Source organism: Spirosoma migulaei (assembly GCF_054776855.1).
This window is the reverse complement of the sequence record NZ_BAAHBG010000027.1, coordinates 719,841-735,402: the sequence shown is the minus strand read 5'-3', so window position 1 is coordinate 735,402 and position 15,562 is coordinate 719,841. Positions and strand designations below refer to the sequence as shown.

General features: G+C 47.5%; 13 protein-coding genes. 2 read left to right on the top strand and 11 right to left on the bottom strand.

Features of this window, described 5'->3' with window-relative positions; genetic code table 11:
- Positions 1-49: 49 nt before the first annotated feature.
- A complete protein-coding gene (locus ACYVGO_RS27890; RefSeq protein WP_460972069.1) occupies positions 50-919 on the bottom strand; it encodes a carbon-nitrogen hydrolase in 870 nt (289 codons plus the stop codon).
- Positions 920-1,049: 130 nt separating this feature from the next.
- Between ACYVGO_RS27890 and ACYVGO_RS27885 the strand changes: the two genes are divergently transcribed.
- Entirely contained in the window at positions 1,050-2,147 is a 1,098-nt protein-coding gene (locus tag ACYVGO_RS27885; RefSeq protein ID WP_460972068.1) for a Gfo/Idh/MocA family protein, read from the top strand.
- A gap of 180 nt (positions 2,148-2,327) precedes the next feature.
- Positions 2,328-2,564 (top strand): hypothetical protein, encoded by a 237-nt coding sequence (locus ACYVGO_RS27880; protein WP_142772653.1) that lies wholly within the window; start codon positions 2,328-2,330, stop codon positions 2,562-2,564.
- A gap of 54 nt (positions 2,565-2,618) precedes the next feature.
- On the opposite strand, the gene ACYVGO_RS27875 is transcribed toward ACYVGO_RS27880, so the two are convergent.
- From ACYVGO_RS27875 to ACYVGO_RS27830, 10 genes are all read right to left on the bottom strand, one after another.
- The gene (locus ACYVGO_RS27875) at positions 2,619-3,620 is read right to left on the bottom strand and encodes a hypothetical protein (RefSeq protein WP_460972067.1); all 1,002 of its coding nucleotides are present in this window, start codon (positions 3,618-3,620) and stop codon (positions 2,619-2,621) included.
- A 117-nt stretch (positions 3,621-3,737) separates the two neighbouring features.
- The gene (locus tag ACYVGO_RS27870; RefSeq protein ID WP_142772655.1) at positions 3,738-6,455 is read right to left on the bottom strand and encodes a hypothetical protein; all 2,718 of its coding nucleotides are present in this window, start codon (positions 6,453-6,455) and stop codon (positions 3,738-3,740) included.
- A gap of 109 nt (positions 6,456-6,564) precedes the next feature.
- Positions 6,565-7,956 carry a protoporphyrinogen/coproporphyrinogen oxidase gene (locus ACYVGO_RS27865; RefSeq protein WP_460972066.1) on the bottom strand — a complete coding sequence of 464 codons (1,392 nt, stop codon included), beginning with the start codon at positions 7,954-7,956 and terminating at the stop codon, positions 6,565-6,567.
- Between the two features lie 117 nt (positions 7,957-8,073).
- Positions 8,074-8,835 carry a glycosyltransferase family 2 protein gene (locus ACYVGO_RS27860; protein WP_142772657.1) on the bottom strand — a complete coding sequence of 254 codons (762 nt, stop codon included), beginning with the start codon at positions 8,833-8,835 and terminating at the stop codon, positions 8,074-8,076.
- 200 nt (positions 8,836-9,035) lie between these two features.
- A complete protein-coding gene (locus ACYVGO_RS27855; protein WP_460972065.1) occupies positions 9,036-10,196 on the bottom strand; it encodes an acyltransferase family protein in 1,161 nt (386 codons plus the stop codon).
- A gap of 15 nt (positions 10,197-10,211) precedes the next feature.
- A complete protein-coding gene (locus ACYVGO_RS27850) occupies positions 10,212-11,951 on the bottom strand; it encodes a hypothetical protein (RefSeq protein ID WP_460972064.1) in 1,740 nt (579 codons plus the stop codon).
- A gap of 19 nt (positions 11,952-11,970) precedes the next feature.
- The gene (locus ACYVGO_RS27845) at positions 11,971-12,879 is read right to left on the bottom strand and encodes a transketolase family protein (protein WP_460972063.1); all 909 of its coding nucleotides are present in this window, start codon (positions 12,877-12,879) and stop codon (positions 11,971-11,973) included.
- Between the two features lie 29 nt (positions 12,880-12,908).
- Complete coding sequence (locus ACYVGO_RS27840) at positions 12,909-13,217, bottom strand: DUF5615 family PIN-like protein (RefSeq protein ID WP_460972121.1); 309 nt, start codon at positions 13,215-13,217, stop codon at positions 12,909-12,911.
- 43 nt (positions 13,218-13,260) lie between these two features.
- A complete protein-coding gene (locus ACYVGO_RS27835) occupies positions 13,261-13,485 on the bottom strand; it encodes a DUF433 domain-containing protein (RefSeq protein ID WP_142772661.1) in 225 nt (74 codons plus the stop codon).
- A 25-nt stretch (positions 13,486-13,510) separates the two neighbouring features.
- Positions 13,511-15,514, bottom strand: a complete 2,004-nt coding sequence (locus ACYVGO_RS27830; RefSeq protein ID WP_142772662.1) for an NAD-dependent epimerase/dehydratase family protein — start codon at positions 15,512-15,514, stop codon at positions 13,511-13,513.
- Positions 15,515-15,562 lie beyond the last annotated feature (48 nt).

Here is a 15,562-nt window from a genome sequence, read left to right as displayed (position 1 = left end):
GAGCACCCTGTTGACTGACGCACGAAGGAAATCGTAATTCGAAAATCAATTAGTCAATATAGCGTTTCGTGATCGGCTGATAGGAGTCGATACGCCGGTCGCGGAAGTAGGGCCAGGTCGTTCTGTATTTTTCCGATAGGGCTAAGTCGATGGTTTGCACATGCACCAGTTCCTGATCGTGCGGAGCCAGGTACAATAAAGACCCAAACGGATTCGCGATAAACGAACCACCCCAGAATTTCTGGTCGGCCTCGCGCCCGACCCGGTTAACGGCGACAACATGAACCCCATTGGCGATGGCGTGACTCCGTTGAATGGTTTGCCAGGCGTTATACTGTTCTTCGTTTTGTTTTGGATCGGGTTCATTGGTATCCCAACCAATGGCAGTAGGGTAAACGAGCAATTCGGCACCCATCAGGGCGGTAATGCGGGCCGCTTCAGGATACCACTGATCCCAGCAGATCAGCACCCCAATCCGGGCAAACTTCGTATCGAAAACTTTATAACCGAGGTCGCCGGGGGTGAAGTAAAACTTTTCGTAGTAACCCGGATCATCAGGAATGTGCATCTTTCGATACTTACCCAGATAGGAGCCATCAGCATCCAGAACGGCCGTAGTATTATGATATAACCCCATCGCTCGTTTCTCGAATAAAGAAGCGACAATGACAACTCCCAACTCACCTGCCAACTTCCCCAGGCGGTCAGTCGTTGGGCCGGGTATAGCCTCAGCAAGACTGAAATTGTGATGATCTTCAACATCACAGAAATAAAGCGATGTGAATAATTCCTGCAAACAAACAATCTGAGCGCCTTGCTGGGCTGCTTCGCGAATGCCGTTGATCGCTTTCTGAATATTAGCCTCGACATCTGCCGAGCAACTCATTTGTACTAAACCGATATTGACGTTCTTAGACATAGGGCAAAAGTAGGACGTTCTCTATGAACAGACCCCATTTTCAACAAAAAGGTTATCGGGCGGGTTCAGCCGGAAAAGTTTTTGGGATTACAGTTTAAAGGTTGAAGTTTGTAGTTCAAACGCTAACTAAATGGCCAACCGTCGAACCTTCCTGCATACAACTGCCCTTACGGGCATTGCGACAACACTTTCGCCTAATTCACTTTGGGCAGCTACCAGGCCCGCCAAAGACCGACTTGGGGTCGCGCTTGTGGGACTGGGTTATTACAGTACCGATCTGCTGGCACCTGCCCTGCAAAAAACGAAGAACTGCTACCTGGCCGGTATCGTGACGGGTACGCCCGAAAAGGCCGAGAAATGGAAGAAACAGTACAATATCCCTGATAAGAATATCTATACCTATCAGAATTTCGACCAGATCGCTAGTAATCCCGACATCGATGTTGTTTACGTAGTGCTACCCCCATCCATGCACGAAGAATACGTAGTACGTGCGGCCAAAGCAGGTAAGCACGTCTGGTGCGAGAAACCGATGGCGGTTACAGCAAAGGAATGCCAGAATATGATCGACGCCTGCGCTAAAAATAAGGTGTCGCTGGCAATCGGGTATCGACTTCACCATGAACCGAATACGCAGGAGTATGTGAAGGGATTACGCGACGGGAAAATTGGTAAAATTCTGATGGTCAGTTGTTCGGCAGGTTATTATGATGCCCGAACGACTCACTGGAAACAGAAAAAAGAAATGGGCGGTGGCGTCATGTACGACATGGGAGTGTATGTACTGCAAGGTGCCCGACTGGCAACAGGAGAGGAACCCATTGCCGTGACGGCCCAGCAGTATACCGCCCGTCCCGACGTCTATAAAAACGGCCTGGATGAAACCTCAATGGCCCAACTCATTTTCCCCAGCGGAGCGCGGGCGGCTGTACAAAGTAGCTACGGGATGAATATGAACTTTTTGAACGTTACCGGCTCAAAAGGCACATTGATGATGGAACCTTACTCGGCTTACAATGGCCAGAAGGGCATATGGAGCAATGGTGGGAAAATTGAACACCCATACGAAGTCCCCTGGCAGCAAACGAAACAAATGGATGACGATGCCGAAGCGATCATGAACAAAAAACCAATGTTGGTACCGGGCGAAGAAGGGCTTCGTGATATCAAAATCGTTGAGGCCATCTACCAGGCTGCCCGAACGGGGCGGGAAGTGAAAATTGGCTAATTTATTTTGTGGTCCGGCAAACTTATCCGGGCTACAGAACCAGGCTGTATTGTAGACTTTTAGACTACTTTTATTTTAGTTGTAGATTGGTAGTGTTTTAGTTGTATTATATAAAGTTGGGGAAGGGGTTTGGCAAGGCGTCGGCTTTTTGCTTATTTCGCCTGTCAACCCCAAATGCCCATGCAACCAGCCGACTTCTCCAGCCTACCCGCCCAACAGCAACTCGACACCCTTTACTTTACTGGCGACATTCTAGCTAACCGCTACGAGGGCGATACTATTTTCCTGCTTTATAATCTTCGTGATTTCTACGTCGAACTCTGTTACGATGCCTATAATAGTAAGCTTCATCAGGTTACCGCATTTCGGGATACGGGCAAATTAGAGCCCTATTTGCCCTATTTGTCAGTAGATTAACAGCCATCCACAAATTTGACTGAGGTTATCTCGGTTTATAAGCCCAAACCAGGCTTAAATCCGCAATTTCTGGCGGACCTGATTGAGCCATATGGCACGGCCTTCGCAATTCCAGTGGGTATCGCTTTTCAGATAAGGTGATGCCGTAGCACGCTTGTAGAAGTCGTAGACGTTGATCGTTGGAACAACTAAGTTTGGATTATTCTGGATTCGCTCGATCAGGTGATTATAGTCCGTACGATTCGTTTCCAGAATAGTCGCTTTATTGGGAATGATAGAGAGGTAAACTTCATCGAAACCTAACTGCCGATACTGCTTCGCTACTGCATTCACGCTGTCGACCAGCACATTGACTTCCTGATCGGTTAGCCCGGAGAATGACGAGACAACTTGTAGGGTTGTATCCGTATCCAGATGCAGGAACACATTCTTTTTATCGTTCGATAGGCTCACCTTTGTATTGGTTCGATCAAACCAGTTGAGTGTTAGAGCAGCTTTAAGTTCTTTAAACCAAAAGGCCCAATCCTGACTAAATAAGGTCGACTCCAGCCGTTCTTCTACATCAGTACGATGGAAGTCATCACTAATACGTTTGCTCAGGGTTGGCTGATTAACTAAGGTGTGGCTGGTATCGTTTTCAACAACAAAATCAGTTACCGGATGGGAAAAGTGTTGTCGGAAATGCCGTTCTACCGATTCAATCAGTAGGATATTTCGCTTGGTTGTATCTAACTGGACCGCTTGCTTATTATCCCACCCAACCCGCTGAAAATGGCTAACATGAAAGTCTTCCTTGTTGAGTCGTTGCGGCTCGGTGAAACTGTCGCCAATGAGGTAAAGATGTGTTGATGCTGTGTCACTTGACAACTTAGCAGGTGGGCAAATCGGGTGGGCTTGTTTAAATTGAGGTAGAGCCGATAGCCGGTATAGATCACCATACCGATAGTCGTCGGCGATTACACCAATTTCATAAAGCCAGTGTGACACAGTACTGGAAAGACCCCCCCCCCATAGTATAAGGGCAAGCAATAAAACAGTATAACGAAGAAAACGCATTTGGTTAACTTTTGTGAAATGAGTGGAGTTGGTGGAGTAGGTGAAATGAGTGGAGCAGCTTGGTCATGACCATTTACTGACTCCACCTACTTAACTGACTTTACTCATTATACCACCTCATCTTAGTCGAATACTAAATAACAGAACGGCTTGCTGCGCGCCACTCAGAATATATAATTCATTGGTGCGCTCGTCGAATTGCAGAGCCACCGGAAAATCACTTGGAATAGGACGTTCTCCAATAATACGACCATTCAGGTCATACAAAGTCGTGAATCCACCCGACTTAACACTAATCAGATCGATACCGGCACCAAGCCGATGATACCGAACGTTGTTTCGCCCCGATTGCAACGCCCGAACATCGAATAACCGTTGTCCGCGCTGATCAAGAATGGTTATTTCAGTATCTGTCGTACGTAGCAGCAACCAATTCGTTTGATCTTCATCCGGGAAAAGCCGGAACGAGCCATTCCGAACTGGGCGATAGAGCTGCGTTCGTTTGGCAATCAGTCCGTTAGTATTTATCGTAAGTAGTTGACCTTCATCGGCAATCGTTTGAATCAACGATTGCCCCGCTGGTAGTAGTGCTGGTCCAACGAACTTAATTTCGGGCTCCTCTTCGTTTGTTCGTTCAATTCGAGCTGGGAAGTGGGGAAACTCGCTGCCATTTTCACGCCAGTAATTCAGTGTGCCATTGGCCTGCATACCCAGAATGTTCATACCGGCTGGCGTGGCTATAACCTGAAACGGTAGTTGGAGCACGCCCTTATTCGGAGCCGTCATGATACGTACAAAGGCCCGACGCTGACGGTCGAGAGCATAAATGTGTCCATCTTCATGGGCGGCTAAGGCAACCAGATTTCGTTGCTGACTACCTCGAGGGCGTGCCAGATACGATGGGTCGATACCATGTGGTAGCGGGATAGCCTGAAGCGCTACTTGTTTACTGATACGTACGGGATCAGCCACATAGAGTGTCCGGTCAGTCATGAACAAATATTGCAAGCGGCCATTATTCAGGAAGTCGACACCTAAGGCGTTGCTACGAATCGGCCCATCGGTGTTATTCTGTACGAGTTTATCGCCTTCGGGCGTTACCAGCACAAATTGCCCCGCGTTATTCTGAGCATAAAACTGAGCCGAACTGTCGCTGAGATTTCCCGTCACAATGGGGGCTGCAATCAAGGGGGCGTTGAACTCCGTTTTCTTGTGCAACAATAATTTATTGAGCACCGCCCGACTAGCCCGACGGGTTGTGCGTCCCAGAATTACGGTCGACTGAACGTTTTCGTTGCCGTAGCTCGCCTGGTAGGCCATATTTTCCAGATTAGACAATGCTGTGCTACCAGAAACTGGATCAACCTGATCGAGCAGGTTTTGCCAGGCTAGCGGCCAGGTTGTTGGGACAGTTGTCTGAGCCCGGTTCAGTCGAATAAAAGCTGTAAAATTGGCGGGGCGAAGGGTTGTCGTGAGCAATTCTGCCTGGCGTACGTCCGCTGTCCAGACCGCTCCCCGTTGTAACTGTTGCAGATAATCCTGCATGGTCTCTTCACTATTAGCCACAATCAATGAGGAGCCATGCTGCGTTATCCAGCTTTGCGAAAAACCGGAAAATAAGCTACTGAATAAGGAGGCAGGTAACTCGGGTACGTTCAACTGCAATAGTTTATGGCCCAGATAATCTTTAGGAGGAGTAGGTGTTCTGGCACCTGCCCGATAGGCTATCTGTTGGTAGGCGTTGGCAAGCTGCTTGCCATTTTGGGCTGTCAGAATCAGTATTTGCCGGAGTGAACCGGTTGGTGATTCCATGCGGCTCAATAAAAGATCGCTGCCCAGTGACTGGTAAAGTACCTTGGTATCTGGTTCAATTTGACTGAATCGATCCCGCAAAAAATCACTGGAAGCTGACCCGAGTAGTTTGCTCAACGAACGACCAAAACGGGGTGCATCGCTAATACTGATATGATAAAGAGTAGCAGTTGTTTGCGGAATTAGATTAGCATGCTGAATCCGTTGGGGTGTTTGATTGGCGAATAGCGCTGCTACATCGCGCCGACCGCCAATTTTGTCAACGGCATAGCCAATCAGGTGCGACCGGGAGGCCGATTGCCGGAATTGCAGGTTTAATTCTTCGGGCAAGAATAAACGCACTAGTGACCCCACATTACTAAACAACGACTGGAGTACTTCCGGCCGAACCGACACAACAGCCAGGTGATCGGCATCGACCCGAAAATCAGGCTCTGAGTGCGTCAGTTTGAGCGATTGGTGCATTCGCTTGGCAACGTTCTCGATCAGGATACCGGATACGCTACCCACCAAAAAACCATCTGTCAGGATAAATGAGCCTATTGGTTCATTCATCCGGGAAACAAAGTCCAGAATTTTTTCGCCTGAAAATGTGTGATTTAATACCCGGTACTGACGAGGATCAGGGTTTGTCACCCGGTTCAGAAAGGCCTGATCTTTGTCGGTTAGCGGAATATAAAAAATAAAATCAAGCGTTGTTTTTGAAACCGAATGGAGGGAGTAGCGAATCGTTCGGCCCGAAACAAACCGTAGTACCGTAGCCGAATCAGCGGTTGCATACAGAAATCGGTCGAGACGTTGGCGGGCTTCATCAAAGACCGGAATCTGCCGCAATGACATCTCGGTTCGCAATGATCGGGCTGAAATGGTATCCTGCAGACGGTCGCTGGCCAGTACCATCAACGCGCCCGGCGGAACAAGTGAGCCAACGGAGCGAGTCACTGGAAAGAATTGTCGGTATCCCCACCAGCAAGCCGCCAGCAGAAGCAGTACACCAACTCCAATCCAGAGATTTCGTTTCATAGATAGTTGATACGTGCAGTACGTGCAGTAGGTGGAATAAGGTAACTAAGTGCAGTAAATAAACGACACTCAATTAACGTACTCCACCTACTGCACGTACTCCACTAGTTTACTTTCCCCACATTGCGTTAGCTGTTTCGGGGAAAGGCATGGTTACTTCGGGTACATTGGCCGCTACTCGGTTTGCCCATTCAACACCCTGCATGAGCGAGTGATCCTGATTACTGACCTCGTATTTCCAGGCACCAAAACGACCTCTTGAGTAGATGCCAAACGGCTCCAACTGAGGCAGAACGGCTTTCAGAATGCCATCCCGCTCTACCGAGGGGGTTGGATAACCGTAATCGAATGCCATGTGGAACGTTGAGACCACATCGTCGGCCGATTCAATCAGCTTATCTTCGATCAGGGCACGAATCGTGTCATCAATCAGCGTTTCCCGGTTAACAGGTTTGGCCGATGACTCGCTCGTTTCGGTCATTAACGACCAGTTCTGCGTGATATCTGGTACGTTATTAGGGCTATAGTTCGAGAACACCGTTACGCGATAGTAGGGGCTGTTGTATTCTGGAAAATACATCCAGCACATGGTTTTCAGGCTCTCTTTTGGTTTGCCTTTCAGCCCGATTCCCACCACGTTGGTTGATGAATGCTTGAGCCCTTGCGCCGTCTGTACGGTTTCGGAGGAGAGGCCTTCCACCCGTTGCGTGAACAAATCGAGGGGCATGGTGCTCAACAAATTCTCGTACTGAATTTCTTCACCATCGGCCAGCACGATTTTTTTCTCTGACCCGATTACCTTTTCGACTGTTGCATTCAGCTTTACATACTCGCGGCCAACGAGGTCACCAACGGCTTCCCAGATACCACCTGTACCGCCCTGCTTCGGAAATTTAAAGGTGCTATTGGGCCCCCAGGAAAAATCGTCCTGATCGAAAATGATATTCTTGGTAACCCGCTGTAAATCCGTGACGGCCACTCGTTCTCCCACCCAAACAGCATTCATATCTTCGGGGGGATAGGCCCACACTTTGAAGTTGTATGGGAACATGAACGTTTCGGCTAGCCCTGGCCCGAACGTAGCCAGAATCCACTCCCGAAAGTTAGCGGGCTTCTGGTTGGTTGGGAATTTATAATTGTGGATAATGCCTTCCAGGCACTTCCACATCGTTTCAGGGGTCAGGTACTTTATATTGTTCTGAAACGGATAGGGTACAAAGCGATTTTCGATCCAGACCCACGATTCACGTTGGTGACTAAGCCATCCATCTTCGCCCAATGCTTTTAACATCAGGTCGTCGAAGTATTTATAGTGCGAAAATTGAACATGACCACCAACGTCCCAGGTGAATCCTTTTTCGTCCACAAAACTTTTAGACAGACCTCCAATGCGATTTTCTTTCTCTAAAACAATAAAGTCGGTAATACCTAACTCTTTCAGACGATAAGCGGCTCCCAGACCTGTTGGGCCAGAGCCAATAATTACATACTTATACTTCATAAGTTGGAATCAGATGTATGATATAGGATGTAAGATGTACAGTGTATAATAGATGATCCAACCTATATGTTTAATTAGTTGACATCATACATCATACACGCTATATCCTACATCAATCTACGCTGTTACAGGTTCTGGTTTCTTGAGGGCTTTGACTTTACTGCCTAATTCGAAGCGGAATTGAGCGAGTTCTTTGAAACTCTGAATACAAACCTTGAGGAGTTTCCACTTTAAAATAGACACGGTACCCGTTAAGCGTTCTTTGTGGGTTATTGGAATATCGAAGGTATTGAAGCCTGCTTTTTTCGACATTACGGCCAGGAAAATATTGGGAGCAAATGGGGTAGGATCAGGCAACTGAGCCAAAAGCTTTTTCAAAAATGTACCTCGAATTAGCCGGAAGGGAATATTGCTGTCCATGATATACGTTCCATAGATGAACGCAATGCTCCACCGAAGAATCCGGGTAATGATCAAGCGGGCCAGGGCATCGTACCGTTCTTCACGATAGCCCAGAATAAACGGAGATTCGTTACGCTTAGCCCATAATTTACCAAAGTCGTCAGTAATGAACTGGTCATCGCTATCGGTTTGGAAAACGTATTCTGAATCCAGTGCAACGGCCTGTCGATATCCATTGACAACCGCATTTCCATGACCACCATTAACCTGATGGACCACCATCAGTTTTGGGTAACGATCTTTAATTTGGTCCAGGATAGCACCCGTTTTATCGCGCGAGCCGTCATTAACGACGATCAGGCGGGTATTTTCAGTTGGAAACTGACGGGTCAACAAATCGGTCCACTGTTTTACAACAGTTTCGATCACTTCTTCTTCATTGTAAGCCGGCATTACAATTGACAGCAGGAGGCTCATTCAGTGTACTTTAGGAGGTTGGCTAGGCGCCCAGCGCTCGCCAACAGGTTTGAAATAAGTTGGACCAACTACTAGTGCCAACGGGATTAGGTATTCTTATCAATACTGCAAATATAGGAAATTGTTAACGGCTAACGGTCTCAATGGCACATGACATTAGCAAGCGGTTAGCATTCCCGGATGCCCCTTGGCTCTACGAATTAATACGAAAATTTATCTTTCAGTGCATTAATTGGTTTTTCAATGAGGTGCCAGGAGACCACAGCGATTAAGAGAGTCAGGAAGAAAAAAAACGAAAATTGAAAAAAATAGGAGCTATTCAAAAACGGAAGCTGGTTGGTAAGCCAGTTCCAGGATCGCACGGTGAAATGCGTTGGTTTGGTATGATATACATTGAAGACGAAGTTGTGATAGAGATATAAGCCGTAGCTGATACGACCCAAATATTGGCTGACGGGGTTTTCGAGTACCCATTGCATTAGTCCACCAAATCCCAGGATAGCCCGGCCAATCAGGAAAAAACCAAATAATGAAGCTGCCAACCGTTCCCATACATCAGACATGATATTATGGTAACCCCTGGGCGAATCAATTGAAATCCAGTTATTTAATACGCCTACTCCTATAAAACCTATTAAGCTTAACCAAACCCAGCTAGTTGGTGTGAAGAATTGAACGAACCGTTCTCGCTGATAGAGCCAGCCGTAGGCCATAAGCGCCCCTAACCCAAATGAATCTAAGCAAGTAGGCGTTGATACGTACCCAATAAACCAGGGTAGATGAGCGCGGTATAATACATAACGCAGACCAACGCTACCAACAATCATACAGAGTGCGGTTACGGGCACGTACCGACGTGGGATAATAAATAATAATAGAGGTAGAAAAAGATAGACCTGCTCTTCGACAGCCAGCGACCAGAGGTGATCGACGGTGCCCATCCAGGTATGGTAAAACGCAATATAAATGTTTGTGGCGTACAGTGCCAGCCAGCCAAATTTTTGCCGAACCGGTGGTTCGTTGACTAGTGCCAGTATAAATAAAGTTAGGTAATAGACCGGGAAGATTCGGATGGTTCGGCGGATGTAAAATGTTTTCAGGTATTTCGACAGGCCGCCATTGGGTTGGTTGCTGAGTTTGTCTTTGCTGGAAAGCAGAATGCGGGTAATCAGGAAACCACTTAGTACAAAGAATATTGTAACACCTAAGGCTCCTAACGCACCCACTGGTAATTCGATACGCTCCATTGTCCAGTGGTCAAATAACACTAGGGCAACCGCAATAAACCGAACCCCGTCTAATTGGATAAGGTGGGTCAGCGTTGGGCGTGTGGGTGTACTTATTGGGGTGTTTGTTTGCATAATTTACATCATTACTTACCAGTTCTTCGCTGCTGTCGTAACGGGTGGGCCTTCCGATTCGATCATCTGATTCGTAGGGGAGAGATTGGCTTTCCCATCCGAAAAGGTCAGAATAAAAAGCTGATAACTACCTGCGTCCAGATCAGCAGAAGATATACTCGTTCGGAATCCTGTTGTAAACAAGTTCGCGGGACGGATGATTGCTTTTCGGATTGATTGTTGATTTTGCCGGACTGGAAATAAATAGGTTCGTTTTGACGACCGCGCCACTATATAGGCCCCCGCATCACCCAATCCCTGGGCAGGCGTAGTTGTGTTTTGTAGATCGTACCCGCCCGCTTGTTTAGCGATCTGAAGACTAACGAGTGGTGGTTGGGCAGGTTCATAAATCGTTGCCAGGGCCGAGTCGTAGAAGCCAGGTGATAAATCAATGTAGCGATTGGTTGTGGAGTCGATACTGGGTGTGGGACTGTTGCCGGGATGGGTCCAGTTAAATTGACTAGTAATCAAGTACTGTCGTAGCCAGATGGTATCGCTCAGATAGGTCAGGTAAGAACTCCACATCAGGCTGATGCTGAATAATAGTCCTAAAGCCAGTATCCATTTTTTTGCTGATTGCTGAATCTCACCGACAATGTAAGTGTATACCAGAGCCATCAACAGCAACGAATAAAGTTTATATCGACTGGTAATGAGTGTATTAATCCCAAACCCTGCTCTTGTCCAGGCTACAATCACGCCTGTACCAACTAAAAAAGCTGCGGTACCCAGAAAGAAATAATCGAAAGGGGACAGGGTTCTACGACTTAGCCATTTACGCAGAATGTATAAGCAGATAGCCAGAACGATGAGTAAGATCAGTCCACCAAACAACATACAGTTACCAATAACTGGACGTATGGGCAACGCTTCGGCAGCCGATCCAATAAAAGCTAACCAGCCCCCAATCAACTCAGTGATAGAACCTTTGGCAGGAGGGTTACCAGGCGGGCTTTTGTAATGCAGAAAATAGAGCGGAATCGAAATGAGCGTACTTAAACTCCAGAAAATTAATGGCTTACGCTTTTGCCGATCCTTAAGTACAAGCTGTAAAAGCAATAGCGCGAAGCCAATGGGCCAGACAAGCAATCCATTACCACTGGTTAAGGTAGCTGCCAGCGCAACTAGTAACGCAGGACCAATTTTTTGAGTAAAGGCGAGCAGATAAATGGCCCAAACGATCCAGAGGATTACCGTGAAGTTCTGTAGAGCGGCCATACCCCAATACATATTCTCCCACTGAGATAGGTTTAGCAGCAGAAAGGCAACAGGAGGGAGGTAAACCAGGCAATCGGCCAGATTGGGAGAGGGCCTATACTTCAGCCCTCGTTGCGTAACTGAATGACCTATTGCCAGCCCGAAAATAGCAATCAACCCCAGGAGGCTCATGTTGCCAATCACCATTAAATGGCGGTAATTGAACTTGCCAAACAGATGGAAATCAAACCAGGTTATGATGCGGTCATAAACGATTCGGTGCTCATTATGCTGTCGGAAAAGCTCATAAAGCTTTTCCGAAACGGATGTTTCCTTATCCAGATTAAACAAAAATGCTCGTAGAACATGATCGTCCCACTTAGGTACATTCACCGCATAGCTTGCCCATACATACCAAAACACGAAGACCGGAATCAGAATCAGAAACGCAGCTACCCATAGATCGAAGGGTTTGTAGCGAGTCTGGTGTGATTGCCGGGTATTGGATAGCGTAACCAAGGGATAACGGATAAAATGTCTAATTCGTGAAGGAGGCTAATTGCCGGGCAATAGTGGCCGGGTCTAATCCCGATAGTTGCTGGTGGTATTTCTGATCGCCGTACAGGCCATTCGGATAGCCCTGTGCCGAAAGGCTCACAAACCGGCTGGGCATGACCCCATCTGTCAGCAATTTGACAGATAGCTGTTGGGCGAGACCACCGACCAATACGTGCTCTTCAACGACCAGCAGCGGTTTCCCTGCCCAGCGGTGTGCTAAATCGGAAGGCAGATCAAGAGGGAGATTGGTTGCCGTAAACACATCGAACTGACCCGTCAACAGCTCGTCTTTAAGCGCTGTCAATACATTGGCTGCCACAGGGCCTAACGCCACAACCGTTCCAATGGAAGCTGGACTTTTGACAATGTGTTTAAACGAACCGTAGGTTTCGGCTCCATCGGGCGTGTTCGGACCTGCGCCTAAACGCAAATAGGTTGGACGGCCTTCAGCTACAATCTGATCCAGCATTGGCGCTACTTCGTCGGCAAAGGCCGGGATGTAGGTATTCACATTTTGCAGGCTACTCAGGCAGGCCAGATCCTCAATGGCGTGGTGCGTACTACCCATGATGCCGTAGCCATACCCTCCGCCATTGCCGACCAAAAACACCGGCATTTTGTGTAGACACACATCGTTTCGAAACTGCTCAAGGCATCGATACACGACAAAGGGGGCAATACTGTAACAGAATACTTTATAGCCTTTATAGGCCATACCAGCAGCTACACCAACCATATTCTGTTCGGCAACGCCCGCATTGATGAAGCGGGGACCCAACGCATCGACCACGTTTTCGAGGGCGGCATACCCCAAATCGCCCGTGATAAAAACTACTTTATCGTCTTCGCGCCCGATTTTCTCGATGGCGGCTGAAAATTCTTTACGCATACTATTTTTGACAGTAGTAAAACCGTCTACTAGTAAATTAAAATAGTGTCAGGATTGATTTCCATATAAAATGAATCCTCCTGATCCAATTTCTTAATTAATACTAACTGATTTTCGAATAATGCTAGCAAACGATCATTGGTAATATTGCCTGGACATACCCGAATCAGTTTACAGGGCGATTTTTTCAATAAATAAGCGTTTCGAAAATCAGTGTCTTTGGTGATGACAATATAATCGTTCTGATCAGCATACTGAGTTATGGCCGAATCAGGGGTAGGTGAACCGTTTAATATCTGATTGACGTGAACAGAATCATGTCCATGCGCTGCTAAAATTTAGACAAGCGAATTGGCATATGAACGTCGCAGATAAATTTCATTAGGCCGCTGCTGATATCTGCCCAGATAAAAGGATTCGGGCATAGTTCAGGCTGGCAATGATGTTTTCCCGCTCCAGTTCAGGATGATCGATAAGTATATCATTAATCGTCATGCCCGATCCTAATAAATCGAGCACGACTTCAACTGGCCATCGCATTCCTCTTATACAAGGCTTTCCATGACAGACGGCAGGGTCAACTGTTATACGATTGAGTAGTGTCATAATGGCCAATATTGTTCACGCAAATTTACTTACTTTTTCGTTGCTCGATCATCGTACTGATTTCAGCCGCCGTTTTATAAGTCCGATCTCCCTTGCGAACCATCGTTCGGATAAATTTCGGACGTTTTTTGGTCTCCTCAAATATCTTACTGATATACTCGCCTAAAAACGAAATACCCAACAAATTGATACCACCGAAAAACATGACCAGAATAATAACGGTCGATAACCCATAGGGAGTGTTTGGGTCGAAGTTGAAAAGTCGGGAAATGATCTGCCAGACAATACCCAGCATGGACAAGCCCGTCAGCACAAAACCCGCGTAGGTCATCAACTCAAGTGGCGCAAAGCTGAATGAGAAAATGGCTTTCTTAGCCCACCAGATATTCTTGGTCCAGTTGTTGGTTGAAATGCCAAACATCCGTTCTGGACGTACATAGTCTACCCCTGTTTGTTTGAATCCTACCCACGCCCGAAGTCCCCGCAGGAATTGCTCCGTTTCGGGCAGATTGACCAGCTCGCGCACCACCTTCCGGTCAATGATCGAAAAGTCACCCGCATCGACCGGGATATTGATGTACGCTGTCCGTTTGAAGAGCCGGTAAAACTGTTTATAAAAAAAGTGCACGTGAGGAGGCATTTCACGTTGCACCCGAACGCCATATACCACATCGAATCCCTGTTGCCACTTTTCGTAAAACTTCGGAATCACTTCCGGCGGGTCCTGCAAATCACCATCCATCAACACGACAGCATCGCCCGTTGCGATTTCCATACCACTCAAAAAGGCCGATTGAGATCCAAAATTCCGCGAATGTTTAATCGCAATTACGTTCGGGTCTTTGGCGCAAATTTCGTTCAACACCTCATCAGTATTATCGGGCGAGTTATCGTTCACGAAAATGATTTCGTAGCGCACCTTCATTTCATTGAAGGTTTTTACCAACCGCTCGTACATGTACGGAATTGCCTGTGCGTCTTTGTAACAGGCAATAATGGGCGATATAACCGGGTTGAGCGTAGGCGTTTGAAAGGCCGGGATAACCCGGCTTTCGTACTGGTGCGCAATCTGCCAGTCGGCGGTTTGGCGAAGGCCGTCGCTGAGTGAGGTCGTAGCTTTCCAGCCCAGATCGGTTTCGGCAGCAGTCGGATCGCCATACCAGTCGGAGAGGTCCCAGTTGCGGTTCGTCATACTCCCCCAAACGGGTTCCTGCGTCAGCCCAAAGGTTTGCCGTGCTACATCGACCAACTCGCGCATAGTGGTTTTTTGTCCCGTTGCGATGTTGTACGACCGGCCCCGAATGCTGGCATTGACTCGCAGAGCCGCCTGCACAAAAGCATTGATACAATCGTCCACATACACAAAGTCGCGGCTGATATCGGGCGATACAAGCGGAGGCAGTTGTCCTTTCCGGTTCTCTTCTACAAGCCTGGGGATAAGCCGGTCAGGCTCTTCCCAACCCCCATAAATGGAGTAAAGCCGTAGATTAAGCGTGTTCAGTTTATGAACTTTCGCGTAGTACTCAAGCGTATAAGCCGCTGATACTTTCGAAACGGCATAGTGACTATTAGGCTCTACCCGGTCGGTTTCTTTGGGGGCGGTACAGTTAAAGCCATACTCTGAACTGCTCCCGGCATGGATATAAACCATATCGGATGTGCAGTTTTCAAGAATGTTGACCGTACCCAGTACGTTTGTCTCATAGGTGAGGCCAACATTTTTCTGCTTGCTGTAGGCACCATAGGCTGCCAGATTGAAAATCGTTTTTGGTTTAATTTTACCAAAAACATCCTGTACCGATGTATTGGACAAAATATCGCAGTGAACGATATTTTCGGCGGGTACATCCAGAAGCTTAAGCCGCCAGGCTTTGGTGGCATCGTGGGTCAGCGCGTACACATCCTTGCGGACGCGGAAGAGTTGTTCAAATAGGTTGGCGCCGATGAAGCCACTGGCTCCAAAAACGACGATGGGACCATTGAGTTGGGTACTATCAGTAGGTAGCAAATTGGGGGCAGACTGATTCATTCAGGCCGCAAATTACGGCAAAAGACGGATATGCCCGCTTTACCAGGC